This is a genomic window from Mesorhizobium qingshengii (assembly GCF_900103325.1).
In the GTDB taxonomy this organism is placed as follows: Bacteria; Pseudomonadota; Alphaproteobacteria; order Rhizobiales; family Rhizobiaceae; genus Mesorhizobium; species Mesorhizobium qingshengii.
In genome coordinates this window covers 503,555-525,226 of the sequence record NZ_FMXM01000003.1, presented here as the reverse complement: position 1 = coordinate 525,226, position 21,672 = coordinate 503,555, and the positions used below count along the sequence as shown (strand labels likewise).

Here is a 21,672-nt window from a genome sequence, read left to right as displayed (position 1 = left end):
GCGACCTCCAACGGAGACGTCCGCGATGCGCAGCCTGTTGATTCCGCTTGTCCTCGCCGGCTTTTGCCAGGTGGCACACGCCGGCGAAATATCGAGCGCCTACACCGACCTCGACTGGAAGAAGGACTGCGTGACCTATGCGCAGGCCGAGGAAGGCGAAGGCGACTGGGCCGATCTCGCCTGTTCGGGGTATCGCGGCTATCCGGTGCTGGTCGCTTATGACGACGCTCGTGAATCGCTGTTCTACGGTTTTCCGCCCGGCGGCGACATGACGTCCGCCTGGGAGAGTTTTTCCGGCTTCAATTCGTCCGGAGCCAAGGTCGAGTGGCGCATCGAGACCAAGGGCGACAAGGCCGTGCCGTTCGCGGTCATCCACCGGCGCTCGATCAGCAATCCCGAGGATGAGAACAAGCCAACCGAAGTGCTGCTAGTTGCCAAGGTTGGCCAGATGGATGGGCGCGACAGCTGCACCGTCGGCCTGGTGCTGGCCACCGGCAATCCCGGCGCCAATGACCAGGCGCGCAAGCTTGCCGATGAGAAGGCGCGCACATTCGCCTGTGGCAAGGACAAGCATACCGTCATCGGCAACGTGCCGGCTTTCGGCCGGGTGGATAACTAGGCACGCTGAGATTGGCCGCAGCGCCCGTCACTTCGTCATCCTGGGGCGGAGCAAGGAGCGAAGCGACGCGGCGCAGACCCCAGGATCCATGCCGCGACACCACAACACAGCAGCGGTGCAGAAATTCTGTTCCGCCGCGCGCTTCGGCTAGCGTTACGGCATGGATCCTCGGGTCAAGCCCGAGGATGACGAAACTCCGAGCTACTTGCTCGCTTTCGCCCGCGCGATAGCGTCGACGATCATCCTCTTGGCATATTTGGAATCGTGCCAACCCTCGATCTTGACCCATTTGCCGGGTTCGAGGTCCTTGTAGTGCTCGAAGAAGTGCTGCACCTGCTGGCGCGTGATGTCGGGCAGTTGCGTGTACTCGGTGACGTTCTCGTAGCGCAGCGTCAGCTTGGGCGACGGCACCGCGATGACCTTCTCGTCCTGGCCGGCATTGTCTTCCATCACCAGAACGCCGATCGGCCTGACATTGATGACGCAGCCCGGCACCAGCGCGCGCGTGTTGCAGACCAGCACGTCGATCGGATCGCCATCGCCCGACAGCGTGTGTGGCACGAAGCCGTAATTGCCGGGATAACGCATCGATGTGTGCAGGAAGCGGTCGACGAACAGTGTGCCGGCCTCCTTGTCCATCTCGTACTTGATCGGCTCGCCGCCGATCGGCACTTCGATGATGACGTTGATGTCCTCCGGCGGATTCTTTCCGATGGCTATGGCTTCAATGCGCATGGCTTTGTCCCTCTTTCGATGAGAGACCGATAGCGGGCGCTGCGGCGCGGCGCAATGCGGCGAATGGTGCTGGGCTTGGTCGGAAGGCGCGCCGGCAGAAAGGCCGGGCTGTCACTCCCAGACGAAGGCGACCTTCTTCAGCGCCTTCTGCTCGAAGATCTCGACGCCCTCGGCGACATCGCGGCCGCCGGCGCCGGCATAGAAGTCGAGCGCGTTCTGGTTGTCTTCCAGCGCCCACACCACCATGCCCTTCAGCCCGTGATCGGCCAGACGCGCCCGTGCCGCCGCGAACAGCCGGCTGCCGAGCCCGATGCCCTGATATTCCGGGCGCAGGTACAATTCGTAGATTTCGCCTTGCTGCCGCAGTTCCCGGGCGCGGTTCTTGCCGACCGTCGCATAGCCGGCGATCGTCCCGCCGATCTCGACGACCAGGACGGTGGCGGCGCGGCGGATTGCGTTCGCCCACCAGTCGGCGCCGCGGCGGTTGATCATCGATGTCAGGGTGCGGTGCGGAATGATGCCGGAGTAGGCGCCGCGCCAGGCCTGCAGGTGCACTTCGGCGATGGCGCCAGCATCGCGCGGCTCGGCCTTCCTTATGTCGATCGTCAGCGTATTCATGATTTGTTAACCATAAACCCGCGTCGCCCGATTGCAAGAGTCCGGGCGACCCGCCGACCGCTTTCTCACAGGCGGTCATCGCGTCAGCGACGTTCCCCCCGAAACCTTCTTGTAGGGGTCAGATCTCGACCAGATGGTCCTCCAGTTCGTTGGTGTCGCCTGATGTGACTGGGAAATGCTCGGCCAGCACCGCCCCCACCAATTCGATTGCCTTGACGAAGCCGTCGGCTAGACGGTCGTCGCCGGCATGCGCGGTCAGGTCGCGTATGACACCATCCCAGACATGCTGGCCGACCTTGGCATCGATGCCGCTGTCGGCGACCACCTCGGCGTAGTGCTCGGCAATCGAGACGAACACCAGCACACCGGTGCGCGCCGTGGTGCGGTGGACGTTGCGGGCGAGGAACTGCTTGATCGCGTCGGCGTGCGCCGCCTGGTAGCGCAGCCGCCTTGGCACCAGATGGATGCGCAGGCCCGGCAGCGCCCACAGCAACACCAGCACGCAGGCCAGCGCCAACAGCTGGGCGAGGACGAAATGCGGCAACCGGATCGACAGCCACCAAGCCTCCAGCCCATAGGCAACGGCGAGACTGACGATCAGCATGCCTGCTGTCGCCATGAAAGCGGCCGGGAAGAAATAGCCGTCGCTGGCACGCGCCACGACGCAGTAGATCTCGCCGTCGGTTTTCGCTTCGGCGACGCGGATCGCCGTGGCGATGCGCTCGTGATCCTCGGCTGTGATCGGTCGTGTTGCCATGATTTTATCTCACCAGCTTCCTGAAGAACCGCCACCGCCGGACGAGCCGCCGCCACCGGAAAACCCGCCGCCGCTGCTTGAACCGGACGACCAGCCGCTGCCGGAACTCCCCGACGACCAGCCGCCGCCCGACGACGACCCCGAAGTCCAGCCGCCACCCGAGGACGAACCGCTCGTTCCGCGGCCGTAACGAAAGGTCATGCCCAGCCATTTGTACACGCCCGGCGACAGCTTTGTGCCGAACATCGGCGGCAGGAATGCCATCGCCAGGCCGCCGAAGAACATCGTCGCCCACAGGATCAGGAACACCGCGACGATGGGATCGATGGGGGTGCTGGTATCGGCGGGATTGCGCTGACCGCGCGCTTCCAGTTCTTCCGGATTGCCTTCCAGCACCATGACCATGTCGTCGACGGCTTTGCTGATGCCGCCGGAGAAATCACCGGCGCGGAACGCCGGCACCATGTCGTTTTCGATGATCAGCTTGGTGTGCAGGTCGGTCAGCGTCCCCTCGAGGCCATAGCCGACCTCGATGCGCATCTTGCGGTCGTTCTTCGCCACCAGCAGCAGAACGCCATTGTTTTCGCCGGCCTGGCCGAGCTTCCAGAAGCGGAACAGCCGGTTGGCGTAGGGCTCGATCTCCTCGCCGTCGAGGCTGGGAATCGTGGCGACGACGATCTGGTCCGCGCCTTTTTTCTCGAAATCGGCGAGCTTCTGCGTCAATGCCGCCTTGGTGGCATCGTCGATGATGCCCGCATTGTCGACGATACGTCCGGTCAGGGCAGGCAGCTCGGCGGCGAAAGCCGTGAACCCGCAGAACAGTACCCCCAGGGCCATGAGGATGGCTCGGATCACCGGTGTGAAGCGGCTGGGTCTCGACAGGCTGATGGTGCGCGTCGTCATGTCATCACCAACCGCCCGAGGAGCCGCCGCCGCCGGACGAGCCGCCGCCACCGGAGAAGCCGCCACCGCCGCCTCCCGACGACCACCCGCCACCGCCGGACGACCAGCCGCCACCAGAGGACCGCCGGCGGCTGGGCTCGAAGGTCATGCCGAGCCAGCGATAGCGGCCTGGACCGAGTTTCTGGCCGAAGATCGGTGGCAGGACCGAAGCCGCGATGCTGCCGAAGAAGATGATCGCCCAGATGCTGATGAAGACGGCGAAGAACAGGTTGTCGGAATTGAACGGCGCCTGCTGGTTGCGCTCGCCGCGCGCCACCAATTCCTCCGGATTGCCTTCCAGCACCATGATCATGTCGTCGACGGCCTTGCTTATGCCGCCGGAGAAATCGCCGGCGCGGAACGCCGGCACCATGTCGTTTTCGATGATCAGCTTGGTGTGCAGGTCGGTCAGCGTGCCTTCCAGCCCATAGCCGACCTCGATGCGCATCTTGCGATCGTTCTTGGCGACCAGCAGAAGCGCACCGTTGTTCTCCTTCGCCTGGCCGAGCTTCCAGAAGCGGAACAGCCGGTTGGCGTAGGGCTCGATCTCCTCGCCGTCGAGGCTGGGAATCGTGGCGACGACGATCTGGTCCGAGCCTTTTTTCTCGAAGTCGGCCAGCTTCTGCGTCAGCGCCGCTTCGGTCGCTGCATCGATGATGCCGGCATTGTCGACGACACGCCCCGTCAGCGCTGGCAACTCGGCGGCGAAGGCCGAGAACGGATGCACAAAGGTGAGCAGCACGACGGCGACAAGACGAATGCCGCGTCGCCCCTCATCGGCCTGCGAGATCACCACGTTTGGCTCCGGCTATCAACCGCCCTGCTTGGTGCCGAAATCGACCTTCGGCGTCTGCAGCTTGTCTTCGTCGATGGTGAAATTGGCGAAGGGCTGGTTGCTGCGGAACCAGAAGGTCGCCCACAGCACCGAGGGGAAGGTCCTGAGCGTCAGATTGTAGTCCTTCACTGCCTGGATGTAGTCGCGCCGCGCCACCGCGATGCGGTTCTCCGTGCCCTCGAGCTGCGCCTGCAGCGCCAGGAAATTCTGGTTGGCCTTGAGATCGGGGTAGTTCTCGACCACGGCCAGCAGCCGCGACAGCGCGCTGGTCAGGCCGGACTGGCTGTCCTGGAACTTCTTGAACGCCTCGGGGTCCTTCAGCGTTTCCGGCGTCACCGTTATCTGCGTTGCCTTGGCGCGTGCTTCGACCACCGCGTCGAGCGTATCCTTTTCATGCGAGGCATAGCCCTTGACCGTCTCGACCAGGTTGGGGATGAGATCGGCGCGGCGCTGATACTGGTTCAGCACCTCGCTCCATGCCGCCTTGGCGTTTTCCTCCGCCGTCGGGATGGTGTTGTAGCCGCAGCCGGCAAGCAACGGCAGCACGATGGCCATCATCAGGAAAGCGGGAAGCGTGCGGAACGTCGATGGTGAGGCAAGGCGCTGGGCGAACATGATGGGGTCCTTCGGTAGAAGTTGCATGCCAAGCATTACCACAATCGGCGCGCAAGAAAACGGCCTCGACCGGCAACCGCTTGCCTGGCACGCAAGGTGTCGTCGCAAGGGCCCTGTGATTGGCGGTGCGAACGCGATAAGGTCCGGCCGAAACGGGACATCATCATGGCGGGACGCCAGGACAGCGACAGGGAATCGCGCCGTATCCTCGAGCGCATCGCGCGCGAGACCGATCCGGCCGGCACCTCGTTTGTGGCGCGGACCACGAAAGGCGTGCGCGATCACATCAGCGCGGCCGATGCCGACCGCGCGGACCCGATCGAAGTCTGGGGCACGCGCATTGGCAGGATACTCGGCCTGCTTGTGGCGCTGGGCCTGATGATCTGGCTCGTGCTTTTCGTCACCCGGGGCAGTTAGGAATCAAAAAACAATGAGTGCCGAAAAACCCGACGCGCCGCGTGCGGTCATCGTCATTTCCAGCCATGTCGCACGCGGCTCGGTCGGCAATCGCGCCGCAGTGTTCGCGCTGGAGACGCTGGGCTTTCCGGTCTGGGCGGTGCCGACGATTATCCTGCCCTGGCATCCCGGCCATGGTCGAGCGACGCGCATCGTGCCGCCGCTCGACCAGTTCAAGGCACTGATGGCCGACCTTGAACGCGCGCCCTGGCTGGGCGAGGTCGGCGCCGTGCTGTCCGGATACCTCGGCGAGGCCGGCCAGGCCGATGCCGTTGCCTCGCTGGTCGCCGCGGTGAAGGCAAGGACGCCTGACGCCGTCTATATCTGCGACCCGGTCATGGGTGATTCGGGCGGTCTCTATGTGCCCGAGCCGGTCGCCATCGCCATGCGCGACCGGCTGATGCCGATCGCCGATATCGCCACCCCCAACCGCTACGAACTGGAATGGATGGCCGGCGCGCAATTGCCCGACCTGAAATCGGTGAACGCGGCCGCCCTTCATGCCGGACCGTCGACCATGCTGGTCACCTCGGCGCCATCGATGATGACGGGCGGCACCGGCAACCTTCTGCTCAACGGCAGCCAGGCGCTGTTGGCCGAACACCGCCTGATCGACAAGCCGCCGAATGGTCTGGGTGACCTCACGGCCGCCGTCTATCTGGCGCGCATCCTGTCCGGCCAGCCGGCGATCAAGGCGCTGCAGTCGACCACGGCGGCGGTCTACGAGATCCTGGCGCGCACGGCCAAGCGCGGCGGTGATGAATTGCAGCTCGAAACCGATGCGCAGAGCCTGTCGCACCCTATGGCCATGGTCCAGCTTCGCCACCTCACGCATCCAGGGCGGGACCGCCGGGCATGACCTCGGCGGCGACCGCCGTGCTTGTCGGCGTCGATGGCTGCAAGGCCGGCTGGATCGCCGTGCGGTGCGATCCCGGTTCGATACGTCGTAACCCCGGTTCGATACCTCGTAACCCCGGTTCGACACCGTCGGTCGAGGTCTTCGACAACTTCGCAGCGCTGCTTGCGGCAAATTCCGACGATGCGGTCATCGCCGTCGACATGCCTATCGGCCTGCCCGAGTTTTCCAGCAAAGGCGGGCGCGGACCGGAAGCGCTGGTGCGGCCGCTGCTCGGGGCACGCCAATCCAGCGTTTTTTCGATCCCGTCCCGTGCCGCGCTCTACGCCGACAAGGGTGACTTCACCACGATCGAAGCCTGGTACGCCGCGCACCGCCGGGCGAGCGATGTGGCCAGGACCACATCCGATCCGCCGCGCGGCGTTTCGATCCAGGCCTTTGGCATCTTTGCCAAGATCCGCGAGATCGACGCCTTGCTGATCGCGCGAGCCGATTTGCGCCGCCGCGTCTTCGAATCGCATCCGGAGGTCGCCTTCTGCCGGCTGAACGGCGACAAGGCCATGCAGCTGCCGAAGAGGATCAAGGGCAGCATCAATCCGGCCGGCATGGCGGAACGCAAGGCGCTGCTCTGCCGGCACGGCTATGAGATGGACTTTCTCGACCAGGCGCCACCGAAAGGCGCGGCAGCCGATGATTTCCTCGATGCGGCGGCAATGATGCTGGTTGCCGGTCGCATTGTCAGCGGCGAGGCAAGGCCGTTTCCCGACCCACCGCTCACCGACCGCTTTGGCATTCCGGTCGCCATCTGGGCGTAGCGCTATCGGCGCGAACCGCGCCTGATGCATGGCATTTGCACCGAGCCCCTGCAATTGTGCATTGCTCGCGACAGGCTTTTGCCGCTAGAGGCTTCTCTCGACCGCAACGAGCTGCCGCCTCCAACCCGGAAAGGCCTTAGCTGCCCATGCCTCATCTCCCCGAACACCTTCTCACTGGCTATCGCAATTTCATGAATGGCCGCTATCTCAGCGAGAGCGGACGCTATCGCGAGCTCGCCCGCGAAGGCCAGGCACCGGAGACGATGATCGTCGCCTGCTGCGATTCGCGCGCCGCGCCAGAAGCGATCTTCGACGCTGGGCCGGGCGAACTCTTCGTGCTGCGCAATGTCGGCAATCTGGTGCCGCCCTACGCACCGGATGGCGAGTTCCATTCGACCTCCGCCGCACTCGAATTCGCCGTGCAAAGCCTCAAGGTCAAGAACATCGTCGTCATGGGCCATGGCCGCTGCGGCGGCATCCGCGCCGCGCTCGACACCACGGCCGCACCGCTGTCGCCTGGCGACTTCATCGGCAAGTGGATGAGCCTGATCGCGCCGGCCGCCGAAACCGTCTCATCCAGCACCTTCATGACGTCAACCGAGCGCCAGACTGCGCTGGAGCGCATCTCGATCCGCTATTCCATCGCCAATCTCAGGACCTTTCCCTGCGTCTCGATCCTCGAAGGCAAGGGCCGGCTGTCGCTGCACGGTGCATGGTTCGACATTTCGAGCGGCGAGCTCTGGGTGATGAACAAGGAAACCGGCGACTTTGAGCGACCGGAGCTGGGGTGACGCCGACGATGCGCCAGGACTGCCATCGTGCCGCTTTCGTTGCCGTCGCGCTGCTGGCCTCACTGGTTTGCGCCCGCGCCGACGATGGCGCGATCATCGACCGCTGGTATTCGGCGTTGCTGGTGGCCGACCGCACCGAATTGACGGACCTGCTCGCCGATGATGTCCGTATGAAACTCGACGATGTCGGCGTCGTGCAAAACAAACAGGAATTCATCGACTCGATCGACGAATGGCAGGGCGCCGTCGCGGGTGCCGCGATCCGGCATAGGATCGAAAAGAGCGAAGCCGGCGTCACCACCGTGATTGCCTGCTACGATTTCCCAAACAACGACATGCTGATGCACGAGACCTTCGCCATTGCCGACGACCGCATCACGGCGAGCACGCAAAAGGCCCTCGCCGAAAGCTGCGCGGCTTATTGACCAACCAGTCGCGCTGTTGCGCGTGACAAACCAGCACCCTACATCGGTGGTGCCCCCCACCCTTTCCTCGCCCGCCAATCGAAAGATAGCCAATGCCTGCCACGAAAACCGTCGACCTCGCCACCCATCCGCTGACCACGTGGCAAGGGCCGCTCGGTCTGCCCGATTTCGCCCATATCGGCGACGACGACTTTTCCCCGGTCTTCGACGCGGCGTTGAAGGCGCATGAGGCCGAGATCGATGCGATCGCCGGCAACAAGGATACGCCAACCATCGAAAACACGCTGCAGGCGCTGGAACTCGGCGGCGACGCCCTCGACCGTGTCTCGTCGATCTTCTGGTGCCGCGCCGGCGCCCATACCAACGATGCGATCCAGGCCCTGGAGCGCGACATCTCGCCAAAAATGTCCAGGCATTTCTCGGCGATCTCGATGAACGAGAAACTGTTCGCCCGCATCGATGACCTCTACCAGCGCCGTGAGAGCCTGAAGCTCGACGCCGAGACGCTGCGCGTGCTGGAAAAGACCTGGAAAGGCTTTGTCCGCTCGGGCGCGAAGCTTGATGCCGATGGCAAGAAGCGACTGGCCAAGATCAACGAGGAGCTGTCCTCGCTCGGCACCAGTTTCGGCCAGAATGTGCTCGCCGACGAGCGCGACTGGGCGCTGTTTCTCGACGAGGCGGACCTTGCCGGCCTGCCCGATTTCCTCAAGAGCTCGATGGCCGAAGCCGCCGAAATGCGCGGACAGCAGGGCCGCTACGCCATCACCCTGTCGCGCTCGATCTACGAACCGTTCTCGACCTTCTCGGAACGCCGCGATCTGCGCGAGATCGCCTTCCGCGCCTTCACCATGCGCGGCCAGAACGGCGGCGCCACCGACAACACGTTGGTGGTGCGCGACATGCTGAAGCTTCGCGCCGAGAAAGCCAAGCTTCTCGGCTACGGCTCCTTCGCCGCGCTGAAGCTCGACGACACCATGGCCAAGACGCCGAAGGCGGTGCATGCGCTGCTTGATCCGGTCTGGAAAAAGGCGCTGGAGAAAGCAGCAGCCGACCAGACTGAGCTGCAACGGCTGGCGACGGAAGCCGGCAGCAACGAGAAATTCGCCGCCTGGGACTGGCGCTTCTACCAGGAAAAGCTGCGCGCGGAGAAGTTCGCCTTCGACGAGGCCGAACTGAAGCCCTATCTGCAGCTCGACCGTGTCATCGACGCCTGCTTCGACGTGGCGACAAGACTGTTCGGCATCATTTTCGAGGAGAAGCAGGGCATCGCCGCCTGGCACCCGGACGCCCGCGTCTTCGTCGTCAGGAATGCCGATGGCAGCGAGCGCGGCCTGTTCCTCGCCGACTATTTCGCCCGGCCGTCAAAGCGCTCCGGCGCCTGGATGAGCGCACTGCAATCGGGCTATCGTCTCGGCCATGGTTCGAAGCCGGTCATCTACAACGTCATGAACTTCGCCAAGCCGCCGGCGGGCGAGCCGGCGCTGCTGTCGGTCGACGAGGCGAAGACGCTGTTCCATGAATTCGGTCATGCGCTGCACGGCATGCTGACCGACGTTACCTGGCCGTCGGTCTCCGGCACCTCGGTCAGCCGCGACTTCGTCGAACTGCCCTCGCAGCTCTACGAGCACTGGCTGACTGTGCCGGCGGTGCTGGAAAAGCACGCACTTCATGTCAAGACCGGCAAGCCGATGCCCAAGGCGCTGCTCGACAAGATGCTGGCGGCGCGCACCTTCGGCGCCGGCTTCGCCACGGTCGAGTTCACTGCCTCGGCGCTGATCGACATGGCCTATCACGCGCGGCCGGACGCGCCTGAAGCGCCACTTCGTTTCGAAGCCGAAACGCTTGAAGAACTTGACATGCCGGACACCATCGCGATGCGTCACCGCACCCCGCATTTCGGCCATGTCTTCTCAGGCGACGGCTATTCGGCCGGCTACTACTCCTACATGTGGTCGGAAGTGCTCGACGCCGATGCCTTCGCCGCCTTCGAGGAGACCGGCGACCCCTTCAACCCGGCGCTGGCCGAGCGGCTGAGGCAGAACATCTACGCCGCCGGCGGCTCGAAGGACCCGGAAGAGCTGTACACGGCGTTTCGCGGCAAGATGCCGTCGCCTGAAGCGATGATGGTCAAGCGCGGGCTGGTGTGATCCAGCCCTCACACCTTCCACGGATCAGCCACCCGCGGCCAGATCGGCCGCGTCAGCTTTGTGTAGTTGGTCGCCGCCGGATTGCTGGGATATGAACTGGGCGCCGAGACATAGATGATCTCGGCGGCGATCGGCACGAAGCCGGCGTAGAAATGATTGGTCGACTTGATCAGCAGGACATCCTTGGCCAGCGGATCGACGCCGAGATTGACGAAGATATCCGGTTCGAAGGTCTGCGTGCGGTTGGTGTTGAGGATGATGTCGACCTCGGTGTCTTCGATGCGAACCAGCGCCGTCGGCCCCAATGTCACCCGGCTTGGCCCGAAACTCTGCCAGCCCTCCGCAACCGCCTTCAGCACCTTGACCCGCGCGTCGATCGGCTCGCCGGCCTGCGGCCCGGCCTTGCCGCCGAAACGCAGGTCGATGACCGCCCCCTCGCCCGCCGCCAGGCAGAAGGTCACCGCGATCGGATCCCATATCGTCGCGACGCCGACATTGTTCAGGCCACGTGCCAGCATCTGACGCAGCACGACGGTGCCGTCGCCGGGAACGCCCCCGCCCGGATTGTCCCAGATGTCGGCGATGACCACTGGCTTGCCCGGATTTTCAGCGCGCACGGCCAGCGCCCGGTCGATGCCGGCGGCGGCGCTCAGCATCGTCATCGCCGTCTTTTCACGAAGGTCGTAGAGCTCACGCCCCAGCCGTTCCGCCAGCGCATCGCCCTTGGCCTTGTCATTGTCGGTAACGACCAGGATGCGCGTGCCCATCTCGGCAACGTCGGCCGCCATGAAGCCGTGGATGACGGAGACCGACAGCACGCCGTCCTTGCCGTGCAGCGCCTTGATGCGGTCGACGAACGAGCGCATCGGCTCGCGGCTGGTCGGCAACACCTGGATCATGCGGCAGTCGAAGGTCGAGATGACAGGCTTGATCTCGCCGCGCGCCGCCGCGAGGCCAAGCTCGACGACATGTTCGCCACGCTCGTAGAAGTCGGTGTGCGGGAATTCGAGGAAGTAGGCCATGATGTCCGATGCCGCCACCCGCTTCGGCGTCAGATGGCTGTGCGGATCAAACTCCGAGGCAATCACCACCCGCGGACCCACCATCTCGCGGACGCGCTCGAGCAGATCGCCTTCGCAGTCGTCATAGCCTTGCGCCACCATCGCGCCATGCAGGCCGAGGATGACCGCATCGACCGGCAGCGCTGCCTTGAGCTGGCCGAGGATCTCGTCGCGCAGCGCCTCATAGGTCTGCCGCTGCACCAGGCCGCCCGGCTCCGCCCAGGTGGCGGTGCCTTCGATAACGGTGAGGCCTTCGGCGGCCGCGCGCCGGCGCAGGGCGACCATCGGCGAGGAGCACAGCGTCGGCGTTTCCGGGTGCTTGCCGGGCCCAGCATAGAAGGCCATCTCGAACGAGGCCCGATCGGTCGGCACCGGCGAGAAGGTGTTGGTTTCCGTCGCCAGCGAGGCGGTGAAGATGCGCATTTTCAGGAATTCCGCTTCGCTCTGGTCAGTTCGTGGTTGTTGCGGCTGGGCATGTAGACGAGATCGTCGGCCGTGGCGACAGCGGTGCGTGCGATGACCCGGACACATATTTGTGTGACATCAAGAACTCCGTTCCGCATGAATGCGCGGCTACTTGACCGCCCCGAGTGCCAGCCCGCGAACGAGGTAGCGTTGCAGCCAGATGAACAGGATGGCCACCGGCAAGGTCGCCAGCAGAGTCGCGGCCATGACGTGGTGCCATTCGATGGTGTAGCGGCCGGCGACCAGTGAAAACACCTGGATCGGCAAGGTGTAGCTTTCCTGGCTGCGCAGCATGGTCAGCGCCACGACGAATTCGTTCCAGGCATTGATGAAGGTGAAGATCGCGGTCACCGCGATCGCCGGCAGGCAGAGCGGCAGGAACACCTTGCGCAAGGTCAGCCAGCGGCCGGCACCCTCCATCCAGGCGGCTTCCTCGAGATCGCGCGGAATGGTGTCGAAGTAGCTCTGCAGCATCCACACCGTGAAGGCGACGTTGAAGGCCATGTAGATGAAGCCAAGCGCGGTGGTGCTCTCGACCAGCCCCCACGCCGCCATCAGCCGGAACAGGCCGAGCACCAGCACGATCGGCGAGATCATCTGCGAGATCAGCAGGAACTGGCGCAAGGCGCCGTAGCCGGCAAAGCGAAAGCGCGACATCGCATAGGCCGCCGGAACCGAGATCAGGATGGCGCCGACGGTGGCGATAACGGACACATAGAGCGAATTGACCAGCGCCTGGCCGAAGCCGGTCGCCACCCACATGTCGGCGAAGTTCGACCAGCGGAACTCGCTCGGCCACCAGGTTGGCGACAGCACCTCCTGCCTTGGCTTGACCGCGGTCAGGAACATCACGGCAAAGGGAAAGATCGTCACCACGATCAGCGGCGCCAGCAGCAGCCAGGCGATGACGGAACGCTTCAGCTTGCTTGTCATGCGCGTTGCTCCCGCATCGCCAGCCGCACATAGATCATGGTGAAGACCAGCAATATGGCAAACATCACCAGCGACACCGCCGATGCCTCGCCGAGTTTGCCGATGCGGAAGGCCAGCTTGTAGAGGTGGGTGACCAGGATGTCGGTCGAGTTTGCCGGCCCGCCTTGCGTCATCACCCAGATGATCGGGAAGGAGTTGAAGACGTAGATGGTGTTGAGCACGATGGCGATGTTGATGAACGGTTTCAGCAGCGGAAAGGTGATCTCGCGGAACTGCTGCAGCGGTGTCGCCCCTTCGAGCGCCGCCGCCTCGTAGAGGTCGTCCGGGATCGACGACAGGCCGCCGAGGAAGATCGTCGTGGTGAACGGCACCGTGACCAGGATGCCGATCAGCACCTGCATGGGAAAGGCGGTCTCCGCGCTCGCCAGCCACTGGATGTTGTGGTCGATGAGGCCGAGGCCGATCAGCGCCGAATTCAGCATGCCGCTTTCGCCGCTCAGCGCCCAGCGCCAGACCACCGCGGTCATGGTCAGCGACACCGCCCAGGGCAGCATGATGATGACGCGGGCGATGCCCCTGCCATAGAAATCGGTGTTGAGGATCATCGCCACCGGGATCGACAACAGCAGCGCGCCGCCGACGACCAGAACGGTCCACTGGCCGGTTCGCCAGAGCGCGGCGATGAAATCGGGATCGGCAGCGAGCGCCGAGAAATTGGCGAAGTCGTTGAGTTCGCGAAGCTGGCCGAAGCGGTTCACGTCATGCGTCGAGATCTGGATCAGGTCCCAGACCGGCCAGAAGATGACGACTGCCGCCAGGAACAGGCTGGGCAAGGTCAGGAGATAGGGCAAGAAACGATTTTGCATCGGCTGACCTGGTGTGGCGAATTTGAAATTCGCTTCAGGGAGATGTGGCGCGCCCGGTCGTCGGGGCGCGCCACGAGCGCTGGAGAGACGCCCTATTTCTTCAGCACGGCGTTGGCCTTGGCCGCGGCGTCTTTCAAGCCTGCCTCGGGGTCGCCGCCGAGATAGATCTTCTGCATGGCGTCGGAGGTGATCTGCGCGACCTCCTCCCAGCCCGGGATGATCGGCGCGAAGCGGGCGTCGGGCAGCAGGGCGGTGAACGCCGCCAGATCGGCATTGTTCACATAGTAGTCCATCTTGGCCTCTTCCTTGTTGACCGGCAGGAAGCCTTCGCCTTGCGTGAACTTGGCGCGCTGCTCCTTGGTGAACAGGAAATCGAGCAGCTTCCAGGCCTCGTCCTTGTTCTTGGAATTCTTGAACATGATGATGGAATCGGTGACGCCATAGGTGCCGCGCGCGCCGGTCGGTCCGGCCGGAATGGCCGCCACGCCGTATTTCAGGTTCGGCGCCTCGTCCTTGATCTGGTTGGACAGGAAGGGCGCGGTGATCATCATGCCGACCTTGCCCTGCTTGAACAGGTTCTGCACATCCTCGCGGTTGTTGGAGGTGACACCCGGCTCGGTCAGGCCTTCATCGATCATCGACTTGTAGAGCTTGGCGGCTTCAAGCGCGCCCGGCGTGCCGAGGCCGGAGGTGCCGTCCTTGTTGAGGATTTCGGTGCCGTAGGACCACATCGCGTAGTAGTAGTAGACGTCGGTCTCGATCTCCTTGCCCTGCAGGCCGAAGCCGAAGGTGCCGGAACCGAGCGCCTTGATCTTGCGCGCGTCTTCCTGCAGCTCGGTCCAGTTGGCCGGCGGATTGGCGATGCCGGCTTTCTCGAACAGCTCCTTGTTGTAATACATGGCGCGCGCCGACGCCGCGATCGGCAGGCCGTAGGTCTTGCCCTCCATGATCGAGGGCGACAGGAACGTGTCGATGAAGCGGCCCTTAAAATCGGGCGTGATGTAGCTGTCGAGCGGCTCGGCAACGCCCTGCTGGACAAAGTCGATCAGCCAGCGTGTGCCGATGATCGACAGGTCGGCATTGGTGCCGGCGGTGATGTCGGTGGTCAGCTTCTGCAGCAGCACGTCCCACGGCACCACTTCGAACTTGACGGTGATGCCAGGGTTCGCCGCCTCGAACTCCTTCTTGACGCTGTCGAAATAAGGGCCAGTCTTGGCGCTGTATTCGGCGACGGTGACGCGCACCTCGCCCGCATTGGCCTGCGCCGCGAATGCCAGCATGCTCATTCCGGCCATCAGGCCGACAGTCCATTTTGCAAGGCTCATTTGATGTCTCCCATTTTGATTTTGCGCCTGCGCGCCTCTTCGCTGCCGGAGCAGAAGATTTATGTGACTTTCCTACATTATCGATGATTTCAAGGCTTGCAAGCGGATTATTCTGTTGCTTAATTACATTTACAGGACTAGGCCTGACGTGATCCGTCAGAACTCCCGGAGGATGGCGCGCGGTGGTTTCGAAAGCCGAGTTCGAAGGCAAGACTGTCGTGGTGACCGGCGCGGGCGGCGGCCTCGGCACGGCCATCGTGGCACTGATGGCGCAAAGGGGCGCCAGGGTCGTCGGCTGCGACCAGTCGAGCGAAGCGCTGATGAGCCCGCATCTTGCCTCCCGCCACGTCTTCGATCTTGTCGACCGGGATTCGATAGCGGCGGCGATCGGCGCCATTCTCGACAGGGACGGCGTGCCCGACATTCTCATCAACAACGCCGGCTGGACTCGCGCCGAGACGATCTCCGCGCTCACCCCCGGCAAGATAGAGCAGGAGCTCGATCTCAATCTCACCGGCGTGATGACTTTCGCCGACCCGCTGGTCAAGGCAATGGCCGGGCGCGGCTCCGGCAGTGTCGTTTTCATCTCCTCGGTCAATGCCATCGCGCATTTCGGCAACCCTGCCTACGCGGCAGCCAAGGCCGGCATCAATGCCTATGCGAAGGCGATCGCCGTCGAGCTCGGCCGCGGCGGCCTGCGCGCCAATGTCGTGTGTCCGGGTTCCATCCGCACCGCCGCCTGGGACCACCGCCTTGCCAAGGATCCCGAAATCCTCGGCAAGCTGCAGCGGCTCTATCCGCTGGGTCGCATCGTCAACGCTTCGGAAGTGGCGGAAGCCGTCGCCTTTCTTGCGTCCGATCGCGCATCGGGCGTAACAGGCGTGGTGATGCCCGTGGATGCCGGACTGACGGCCGGCTGCCTGCCATTCATCGACGACATTCTGGGAGCGTGATCATGACCGACGTCGAGTTCCGCGACCTGTCGAAATCGTTCGGGCAGCACAAGATCCTGGAGAACATCAGCCTCGATATCAAGAGCGGCGAGTTCGTCGTTCTGGTCGGGCCATCCGGCTGCGGCAAGTCGACCTTGCTGCGCATGCTGGCCGGCCTGGAGACAATCACCTCCGGCGACCTGCTGATAGGCGGCGTGCGCGCCAACGAACTGCCGCCGCAGCAGCGCAACATCGCCATGGTGTTCCAGTCCTATGCGCTGTTCCCGCATCTGAAAGCGTCGGACAACATCGGCTTTGGCCCGAAGATCCGTGGCGAAACGCGCGCCGCGATCGACCAGAAGGTCAAGAAGGCGTCGGGCGTCCTCAATCTCTTCTCCTATCTCGACCGCTATCCCCGTCAGCTGTCGGGTGGCCAGCGCCAGCGCGTCGCCATGGGTCGCGCCATCGTGCGCGAGCCGTCGGTGTTCCTGTTCGACGAGCCCCTGTCCAACCTCGACGCGCAACTGCGCGTGCAGATGCGCGTCGAGATCAAGGCGCTGCATCAGCGGCTGAAATCGACGATTGTCTACGTCACCCACGACCAGATCGAAGCCATGACCCTGGCCGACCGCATCGTGGTGATGGACCGCGGCAGGATCCAGCAGGTCGGGGCGCCGCTGGAACTCTATGACCGGCCGGCCAACAAATTCGTCGCCAGCTTCCTCGGCTCCCCGTCGATGAGTTTTGTTTCCGGGGCCCTCAAGACAACGCCTGAGAAAACCTGGTTCGAATCGGCCGGCGGCGGACGGCTTGCGCTTGTCGGCAAGACGGTGCCGGCGGACAGTGCGGTGGAAGCCGGCATCCGCCCCGAACACTTCGTCATCGGCGAGGCTGTCGACGCGATGGCGATCAAGGTGGATGTCGTCGAACCGACCGGCTCCGAAACCCATGTCTATGGCGCCATTGGCGCTGATACGGTACGTGCCGTGTTCCGCGATAGGGTACCGGTCAGGCCGGGTGATCTGCTGCCGGTGACCGTCGATCCCGGCAACATCCACCTGTTCGACAAGGCGACAGGCCTGCCGCTATGAAAACACACGCATGAAGACGCCGGCCGACATCATCACCCGCCTGCAACTGATGTCGCAGGACGGAACGAAGTCGGATCGCAAGCTCGCCGGTTTCGTGCTTGCCGACCTCGACTTCGTCTCCAAGGCGGCGATCTCGGAAATTGCCGCGCGCGTCGGTGTCAGCGAGCCGACAGTGACGCGGTTCTGTCGCAACCTCGGCTGCGAGGGCCTGCGCGACTTCAAGTTCTATCTGGCGCAGGCCATCGCCATCGGCGGCCAGTATCTGTCGCCGGAGCCATTGAGCCGCGACGCGCGCGAGCAGCGTATCGCGTCGGCCATCACAGAAGCGGCGATCGCCGCCATCCAGCGCTCCAGCGAAAATCTCGACATGACGACGCTGGTCGGCGTCGCCGCGCGGATCGCTGTCTCCGGCAATGTGCTTTGCATCGGATCCGGCGGCATCTCGTCGATGATGGCGACCGAAATGCAGAACCGGCTGTTCAGGCTGGGTATGTCGGTGGTGGCGCAGATCGACGGACAACTGCAGCGCATGTACGCGGCCGTTGCCACGCCCGACACCACGCTGGTCGCCTTCTCCGTTTCCGGCTATGCGCGTTCGGTCATCGATGCCGTGCAGGTCGCCCAGCAGTATGGCGCCACCACCGTCGCCATCACGGCGCCGGACTCGGCACTTGCCAAGGCCGCCGACACGGTGATCCATTTCCAGCCCTTGGAAGACGGCAACATCTACAAGCCGACATCGTCGCGCTATGCCCTTTTGGCGATCGTCGACATGCTCGTCACCTCGGTCGCCGAGACGCGCGGACCAAAGGTCCTCGAGAATCTGCGCCGCATCAAGCAGAGCGTGAACACGCTGAAAGTCGACGATCCCCGCCTGCCGCTCGGCGACTGAGCGCCGGCTGAGTCTGTCAAAGCGGTTGGACTAGCTGCCGGACCGCGCGACGAGTGCGTCGATGCTCTCCGCCAGGGCTCGCGGCTCGCCTGAAATGCGAAGCGTCTTCAGGCGGCTCGTGCCGCCGGAAACCACCGACACCGCCGACGCCGGCACGCCAAGTGCCTTGGCGACAAGCCGTTGCAGCGCCTGGTTGGCGGCGCCGTTTTCCGGCACGGCGCGGACGCGGGCCTTCAGATGGCTTCGCCCGTCCGCCGAAGTTTCAACACCTTCTAGCCTGTCCAGCGCGGCCTTCGGCGTCAGCCGCACGAACAGGTCGACACCGCCATCGCGCAAGCGAAACGGTGAGCTCATGGAACCGCCAGCCTCAGACGACCAGCGACAGCACGGTGGTGAGCAGGAACTGCCGGAGGAAGAACAGGATCAACAGCAGGATGATAGGCGAAATGTCGATGCCGCCAAGGTCCGGCATGAAACGGCGGATCGGCCGCAAGGCCGGCTCGGTCAGCCGGTAGAGCATGTTGCCGATGCTGCCGACGAACTGATTGCGCGAGTTGACGACGTTGAAAGCGTAGAGCCAGGAAAAGATCGCCGAGGCGATGATGACCCACCAGTACAGGTCAAGCGCCATGACGATTGTTTGAATGAGGGCGATCATGCCGGTCTCCAATTGTTGCCGACATGTAGCCATTGCGCGCCAAACCGGCAAGGGCCGCCTTCCGCCACGCGTCGGCCCGGCGTTCGGCGGCCGGAGATTTCCACGAAACGCCGCCTTGACAGAAAACCACCGCGCCCGATAAATGCGCCATCCGCTGGACGGGGCTGTAGCTCAGCTGGGAGAGCGCGTCGTTCGCAATGACGAGGTCAGGAGTTCGATCCTCCTCAGCTCCACCAGCGGAAATTTCCCAACACCTGAAAAGACTCGCCATTTACTGAGCGTCGCTTTTGGTCGCGCATAACCGCCCTCCCAAAGACGGGCCGCTCGCGTTTTGCGATATGGGAACCGGGGGCGGGGTTAAGCCAGGCATCATTGGCCGCTTTCGCGATTCTCAGCGAGCGCCGGCTTGGCCCGTCAAAAAGACCCGACCGCTTATCCTATGAACCTCCACGTCAATGGCGTCGGAGGCGTGTGCTTCAGATCGTGCTCTCCGCGCGGTCACGTTAAGAGTATGGAAGCCGTTGAGGATTAGATATGTCGCATGAAACTGCCTCGACATTCGAACGAACCCACCCTTCGGCTCTTTCTGCTACGAATGGCGATGCCCATCATTGGGTTAACGCTACTCATCGCAATCGCAACCACGGGGCTTCTGCTATGGTCCACGATTCAGACCGACAGCGTTGCCGTATCGCGGCAGCAAAGCCTGGTTGCCCTGATTGTATCCAAGCTGGAAAGCGGAGTCGCACACGACCAGGAGAGCGTTACAGTCTGGGACGACGCGGTAACGGCGCTGCGCAAACGGGACGACAAGTGGATCGACACCAATCTAGGCAGTTGGATGCACACCTACTTCGGTCAAGACGAGATCTACATTCTCGATCCAACTGATGCGCCTGTCTACGCATCGATAGACGGTTCGAAGGCCGACCCTGGCAGCTACACTTCCATAAAGGGGACCACCGGACGCCTTGTTGAGGACCTCAGGGCAAGGCTCAAACGGGGGGATACCGAAGGCGTCTCGGAGCAAGTTCTCACGATAGGGGTTGCCGACTTGGCCATTGTCTCGGGCCACCCTGCCATTGTCAGCATAAAGCCGGTCGTAACCGACAGCGGCAACATCGCCCAGGTACAGGGTGAGGAATTTCTGCACGTTGCGATCCGATTTCTCGATGGCAATCTCGTCACCTCCTTCAGAAAAGATTATTTTCTGGACGGCGCGCGATTCTCCTGGGTAAATTTACAATCCTCGGCCGAGACGTCTTATCCCCTCCACAGCAGGTCTGGTTCGACTATCGGTTTTTTTGTGTGGCAACCAGATCGCCCTGGAGCCTTTGTACTCTTCCAGCTGGCCCCTATTCTTATAACTTTGTTTGGGCTGGTCTTGGGTGGCGTGATTTTGGGCCTGATCGCCTTTCGCAGGCGGAGTTTGAAGTTGAGAGAATCTGAGGACCGGATTTTTCATCTCGCACACAATGATCTGCTTACGGCCTTGCCCAATCGCGGCCAGTTCAACGAACGACTGGCCGATGCCCTGATGCGTCTACCCTCGACGGGCGAGCAGTTCGCCATTCTTTACCTCGATCTCGACCGATTCAAGCAGGTGAATGACAGTTTTGGCCATCCGGCAGGCGATGAGCTGCTCAGAGAGTTCGCCGATCGGCTGAGGCGGCTAACCACGGAAGCGGACACCGTCGCCCGCCTGGGCGGCGACGAGTTCATCATCATCCGACGCTCGGTCGGAGGGGAAGATGATGTCAAGGCTTTGTGCGACCGGCTAATTGAGTCCGCCCGCCGGCCGTTTGAAGTCTCAGGGATGCAAGTCTTTATTGGCTTGAGTGTCGGATGCGCATTTGCTCCCAAGGATGGATTGGATCAGGTCGAACTGGTGAGGAAGGCCGACACGGCACTCTACCACGCCAAGGCTGCGGGTCGCAGCAGCTACGCCTTCTTTGTGCCGGAGATGGACCAGACGCTGGCGATGCGAAAGGGCCTTGAGCAGGAGCTGCGCAAGGCGCTGGAAGTGCCTGGCGCAATCCAGGTCCACTACCAGCCGCTCTATACGGCCGACACAAAGGAGATAATAGGCGTCGAAGCCCTGGCCCGCTGGTCGCACGCGGATCGGGGCTGGGTCCCCCCGGACCTGTTCATACCATTGGCCGAGGAAACAGGGTTGATCGATCAGTTGGGCGAACTGGTCCTGCGGCAGGCGTGCCGCGATGCAGCCCATTGGAAGATCGACACCCTGGCCGTGAACGTATCGGCCTTGCAACTGAACAATCCGGCTTTCGCAATGAAAGTGACCGCCATCTTGTTGGAGGCGCAAATGGATCCGCGGCGCCTCGAACTGGAAGTGACAGAAAGCGCACTTTTGGAGCGCCGGACCGAATGCAAGCACAACATCGAGGCGCTGCGCCACATCGGAGTGCGCTTCGCTCTCGATGATTTTGGCACTGGGTTTTCATCATTGGGGCGCCTGCAGACCCTGGAAGTCGACAGGATCAAGATCGACCGGAGCTTCGTGCATGGATTCGGCCGCTCGAATGGCGACGAGGCAATCGTTCAGGCGATTATCGACCTGGCGCGCGCCACTGGCCTTAGCACCACTGCCGAAGGCGTTGAGACCGAGAGCCAATGCGATTATCTGCGCGAGCTCGGCTGCGACCAGCTTCAAGGCTTCCTGCTCTCAAGGCCTGTGCCGAAAATGAGACTTCAAGAGCTGCTGGATGAGGAAGTTTTATCCCGACGCGCTTCCGCATGAGACGAACGGGTTGACGTGCGACCAAGCCGAGGAGCGCGTCTGTCGATTTCGCCTTGATTTACTTGGCGTCCTAGCTG

Annotated in this window: 23 protein-coding genes and 1 tRNA gene; 12 read left to right on the top strand and 12 right to left on the bottom strand. The window is 63.2% G+C overall.

Annotated features, from left to right (window positions below; all coding sequences use genetic code 11):
- The first annotated feature begins 25 nt into the window (after positions 1-25).
- Positions 26-619 carry a hypothetical protein gene (locus BLS48_RS06380; RefSeq protein ID WP_091576126.1) on the top strand — a complete coding sequence of 198 codons (594 nt, stop codon included), beginning with the start codon at positions 26-28 and terminating at the stop codon, positions 617-619.
- Positions 620-820: 201 nt separating this feature from the next.
- Here BLS48_RS06380 and ppa read toward each other — a convergent pair whose 3' ends face one another.
- The 6 genes from ppa to BLS48_RS06350 form a co-directional block, all read right to left on the bottom strand.
- A complete protein-coding gene (gene ppa / locus BLS48_RS06375) occupies positions 821-1,354 on the bottom strand; it encodes an inorganic diphosphatase (RefSeq protein WP_091576125.1) in 534 nt (177 codons plus the stop codon).
- 111 nt (positions 1,355-1,465) lie between these two features.
- Positions 1,466-1,972, bottom strand: a complete 507-nt coding sequence (locus BLS48_RS06370) for a GNAT family N-acetyltransferase (protein WP_091576124.1) — start codon at positions 1,970-1,972, stop codon at positions 1,466-1,468.
- Between the two features lie 118 nt (positions 1,973-2,090).
- Positions 2,091-2,729 (bottom strand): TPM domain-containing protein, encoded by a 639-nt coding sequence (locus BLS48_RS06365; RefSeq protein WP_091576123.1) that lies wholly within the window; start codon positions 2,727-2,729, stop codon positions 2,091-2,093.
- A 9-nt stretch (positions 2,730-2,738) separates the two neighbouring features.
- On the bottom strand, positions 2,739-3,632 hold the full coding sequence (locus tag BLS48_RS06360; protein ID WP_091576247.1) for a TPM domain-containing protein: 894 nt from the start codon (positions 3,630-3,632) through the stop codon (positions 2,739-2,741).
- A gap of 4 nt (positions 3,633-3,636) precedes the next feature.
- Positions 3,637-4,431, bottom strand: coding sequence for a TPM domain-containing protein (locus tag BLS48_RS06355; protein ID WP_244529529.1), 795 nt, complete (start codon positions 4,429-4,431; stop codon positions 3,637-3,639).
- A gap of 51 nt (positions 4,432-4,482) precedes the next feature.
- Positions 4,483-5,121 carry a LemA family protein gene (locus tag BLS48_RS06350; protein WP_091576246.1) on the bottom strand — a complete coding sequence of 213 codons (639 nt, stop codon included), beginning with the start codon at positions 5,119-5,121 and terminating at the stop codon, positions 4,483-4,485.
- A 165-nt stretch (positions 5,122-5,286) separates the two neighbouring features.
- On the opposite strand from BLS48_RS06350, the gene BLS48_RS06345 reads away from it, so the two are divergent.
- The 6 genes from BLS48_RS06345 to BLS48_RS06320 all read left to right on the top strand — a co-directional run bounded on the left by BLS48_RS06345 (position 5,287) and on the right by BLS48_RS06320 (position 10,611).
- Positions 5,287-5,538 (top strand): hypothetical protein, encoded by a 252-nt coding sequence (locus BLS48_RS06345; protein WP_091576121.1) that lies wholly within the window; start codon positions 5,287-5,289, stop codon positions 5,536-5,538.
- 13 nt (positions 5,539-5,551) lie between these two features.
- The gene (gene pdxY, locus BLS48_RS06340; RefSeq protein ID WP_091576120.1) at positions 5,552-6,436 is read left to right on the top strand and encodes a pyridoxal kinase PdxY; all 885 of its coding nucleotides are present in this window, start codon (positions 5,552-5,554) and stop codon (positions 6,434-6,436) included.
- Entirely contained in the window at positions 6,433-7,248 is an 816-nt protein-coding gene (locus BLS48_RS06335) for a DUF429 domain-containing protein (protein ID WP_091576119.1), read from the top strand. Before pdxY ends, BLS48_RS06335 begins: the two co-directional genes overlap by 4 nt.
- Positions 7,249-7,394: 146 nt before the next feature.
- On the top strand, positions 7,395-8,039 hold the full coding sequence (locus BLS48_RS06330; RefSeq protein WP_091576118.1) for a carbonic anhydrase: 645 nt from the start codon (positions 7,395-7,397) through the stop codon (positions 8,037-8,039).
- A gap of 8 nt (positions 8,040-8,047) precedes the next feature.
- On the top strand, positions 8,048-8,464 hold the full coding sequence (locus tag BLS48_RS06325; RefSeq protein ID WP_091576117.1) for a hypothetical protein: 417 nt from the start codon (positions 8,048-8,050) through the stop codon (positions 8,462-8,464).
- Between the two features lie 92 nt (positions 8,465-8,556).
- Positions 8,557-10,611, top strand: a complete 2,055-nt coding sequence (locus BLS48_RS06320) for a M3 family metallopeptidase (RefSeq protein ID WP_091576116.1) — start codon at positions 8,557-8,559, stop codon at positions 10,609-10,611.
- An 8-nt stretch (positions 10,612-10,619) separates the two neighbouring features.
- Here the strand turns inward: BLS48_RS06320 and BLS48_RS06315 are convergent, their stop codons facing one another.
- The 4 genes from BLS48_RS06315 to BLS48_RS06300 form a co-directional block, all read right to left on the bottom strand.
- Positions 10,620-12,095 carry a M81 family metallopeptidase gene (locus BLS48_RS06315; RefSeq protein ID WP_091576115.1) on the bottom strand — a complete coding sequence of 492 codons (1,476 nt, stop codon included), beginning with the start codon at positions 12,093-12,095 and terminating at the stop codon, positions 10,620-10,622.
- 150 nt (positions 12,096-12,245) lie between these two features.
- A complete protein-coding gene (locus tag BLS48_RS06310) occupies positions 12,246-13,070 on the bottom strand; it encodes a carbohydrate ABC transporter permease (RefSeq protein WP_091576114.1) in 825 nt (274 codons plus the stop codon).
- Complete coding sequence (locus BLS48_RS06305) at positions 13,067-13,936, bottom strand: carbohydrate ABC transporter permease (RefSeq protein WP_091576113.1); 870 nt, start codon at positions 13,934-13,936, stop codon at positions 13,067-13,069. The genes BLS48_RS06310 and BLS48_RS06305 overlap by 4 nt, the downstream gene beginning before the upstream one ends.
- Before the next feature lie 92 nt (positions 13,937-14,028).
- Positions 14,029-15,261, bottom strand: coding sequence for an ABC transporter substrate-binding protein (locus BLS48_RS06300; protein ID WP_091576112.1), 1,233 nt, complete (start codon positions 15,259-15,261; stop codon positions 14,029-14,031).
- A 182-nt stretch (positions 15,262-15,443) separates the two neighbouring features.
- Here BLS48_RS06300 and BLS48_RS06295 point away from each other — a divergent pair, with 182 nt between their 5' ends.
- The 3 genes from BLS48_RS06295 to BLS48_RS06285 are packed head-to-tail and all read left to right on the top strand — an operon-like array spanning position 15,444 to position 18,176.
- Positions 15,444-16,214 carry an SDR family oxidoreductase gene (locus tag BLS48_RS06295; protein ID WP_091576111.1) on the top strand — a complete coding sequence of 257 codons (771 nt, stop codon included), beginning with the start codon at positions 15,444-15,446 and terminating at the stop codon, positions 16,212-16,214.
- A 2-nt stretch (positions 16,215-16,216) separates the two neighbouring features.
- Positions 16,217-17,284, top strand: coding sequence for an ABC transporter ATP-binding protein (locus tag BLS48_RS06290; protein WP_091576110.1), 1,068 nt, complete (start codon positions 16,217-16,219; stop codon positions 17,282-17,284).
- A gap of 10 nt (positions 17,285-17,294) precedes the next feature.
- Positions 17,295-18,176, top strand: coding sequence for a MurR/RpiR family transcriptional regulator (locus BLS48_RS06285; RefSeq protein ID WP_091576109.1), 882 nt, complete (start codon positions 17,295-17,297; stop codon positions 18,174-18,176).
- Between the two features lie 30 nt (positions 18,177-18,206).
- Here the strand turns inward: BLS48_RS06285 and BLS48_RS06280 are convergent, their stop codons facing one another.
- Positions 18,207-18,530 (bottom strand): DUF167 family protein, encoded by a 324-nt coding sequence (locus BLS48_RS06280; RefSeq protein ID WP_091576108.1) that lies wholly within the window; start codon positions 18,528-18,530, stop codon positions 18,207-18,209.
- Positions 18,531-18,543: 13 nt separating this feature from the next.
- Positions 18,544-18,834, bottom strand: coding sequence for a YggT family protein (locus tag BLS48_RS06275; RefSeq protein ID WP_091576245.1), 291 nt, complete (start codon positions 18,832-18,834; stop codon positions 18,544-18,546).
- A 160-nt stretch (positions 18,835-18,994) separates the two neighbouring features.
- On the opposite strand from BLS48_RS06275, the gene BLS48_RS06270 reads away from it, so the two are divergent.
- Positions 18,995-19,070: transfer RNA gene (locus tag BLS48_RS06270), tRNA-Ala, on the top strand.
- Positions 19,071-19,375: 305 nt separating this feature from the next.
- Entirely contained in the window at positions 19,376-21,595 is a 2,220-nt protein-coding gene (locus BLS48_RS06265; protein WP_091576107.1) for a putative bifunctional diguanylate cyclase/phosphodiesterase, read from the top strand.
- Positions 21,596-21,672: the final 77 nt, after the last annotated feature.

What these genes read in the sequence shown, in the direction of transcription:
- BLS48_RS06380 (WP_091576126.1), top strand. Translation starts at nt 26, where the DNA reads ATGCGCAGCCTGTTGATTCCGCTTGTCCTCGCCGGCTTTTGCCAGGTG.
- ppa (WP_091576125.1), bottom strand. Translation starts at nt 1,354, where the DNA reads ATGCGCATTGAAGCCATAGCCATCGGAAAGAATCCGCCGGAGGACATC.
- BLS48_RS06370 (WP_091576124.1), bottom strand. Translation starts at nt 1,972, where the DNA reads ATGAATACGCTGACGATCGACATAAGGAAGGCCGAGCCGCGCGATGCT.
- BLS48_RS06365 (WP_091576123.1), bottom strand. Translation starts at nt 2,729, where the DNA reads ATGGCAACACGACCGATCACAGCCGAGGATCACGAGCGCATCGCCACG.
- BLS48_RS06360 (WP_091576247.1), bottom strand. Translation starts at nt 3,632, where the DNA reads ATGACGACGCGCACCATCAGCCTGTCGAGACCCAGCCGCTTCACACCG.
- BLS48_RS06350 (WP_091576246.1), bottom strand. Translation starts at nt 5,121, where the DNA reads ATGTTCGCCCAGCGCCTTGCCTCACCATCGACGTTCCGCACGCTTCCC.
- BLS48_RS06345 (WP_091576121.1), top strand. Translation starts at nt 5,287, where the DNA reads ATGGCGGGACGCCAGGACAGCGACAGGGAATCGCGCCGTATCCTCGAG.
- pdxY (WP_091576120.1), top strand. Translation starts at nt 5,552, where the DNA reads ATGAGTGCCGAAAAACCCGACGCGCCGCGTGCGGTCATCGTCATTTCC.
- BLS48_RS06335 (WP_091576119.1), top strand. Translation starts at nt 6,433, where the DNA reads ATGACCTCGGCGGCGACCGCCGTGCTTGTCGGCGTCGATGGCTGCAAG.
- BLS48_RS06330 (WP_091576118.1), top strand. Translation starts at nt 7,395, where the DNA reads ATGCCTCATCTCCCCGAACACCTTCTCACTGGCTATCGCAATTTCATG.
- BLS48_RS06325 (WP_091576117.1), top strand. Translation starts at nt 8,048, where the DNA reads ATGCGCCAGGACTGCCATCGTGCCGCTTTCGTTGCCGTCGCGCTGCTG.
- BLS48_RS06320 (WP_091576116.1), top strand. Translation starts at nt 8,557, where the DNA reads ATGCCTGCCACGAAAACCGTCGACCTCGCCACCCATCCGCTGACCACG.
- BLS48_RS06315 (WP_091576115.1), bottom strand. Translation starts at nt 12,095, where the DNA reads ATGCGCATCTTCACCGCCTCGCTGGCGACGGAAACCAACACCTTCTCG.
- BLS48_RS06310 (WP_091576114.1), bottom strand. Translation starts at nt 13,070, where the DNA reads ATGACAAGCAAGCTGAAGCGTTCCGTCATCGCCTGGCTGCTGCTGGCG.
- BLS48_RS06305 (WP_091576113.1), bottom strand. Translation starts at nt 13,936, where the DNA reads ATGCAAAATCGTTTCTTGCCCTATCTCCTGACCTTGCCCAGCCTGTTC.
- BLS48_RS06300 (WP_091576112.1), bottom strand. Translation starts at nt 15,261, where the DNA reads ATGAGCCTTGCAAAATGGACTGTCGGCCTGATGGCCGGAATGAGCATG.
- BLS48_RS06290 (WP_091576110.1), top strand. Translation starts at nt 16,217, where the DNA reads ATGACCGACGTCGAGTTCCGCGACCTGTCGAAATCGTTCGGGCAGCAC.
- BLS48_RS06285 (WP_091576109.1), top strand. Translation starts at nt 17,295, where the DNA reads ATGAAGACGCCGGCCGACATCATCACCCGCCTGCAACTGATGTCGCAG.
- BLS48_RS06280 (WP_091576108.1), bottom strand. Translation starts at nt 18,530, where the DNA reads ATGAGCTCACCGTTTCGCTTGCGCGATGGCGGTGTCGACCTGTTCGTG.
- BLS48_RS06275 (WP_091576245.1), bottom strand. Translation starts at nt 18,834, where the DNA reads ATGATCGCCCTCATTCAAACAATCGTCATGGCGCTTGACCTGTACTGG.
- BLS48_RS06265 (WP_091576107.1), top strand. Translation starts at nt 19,376, where the DNA reads ATGAAACTGCCTCGACATTCGAACGAACCCACCCTTCGGCTCTTTCTG.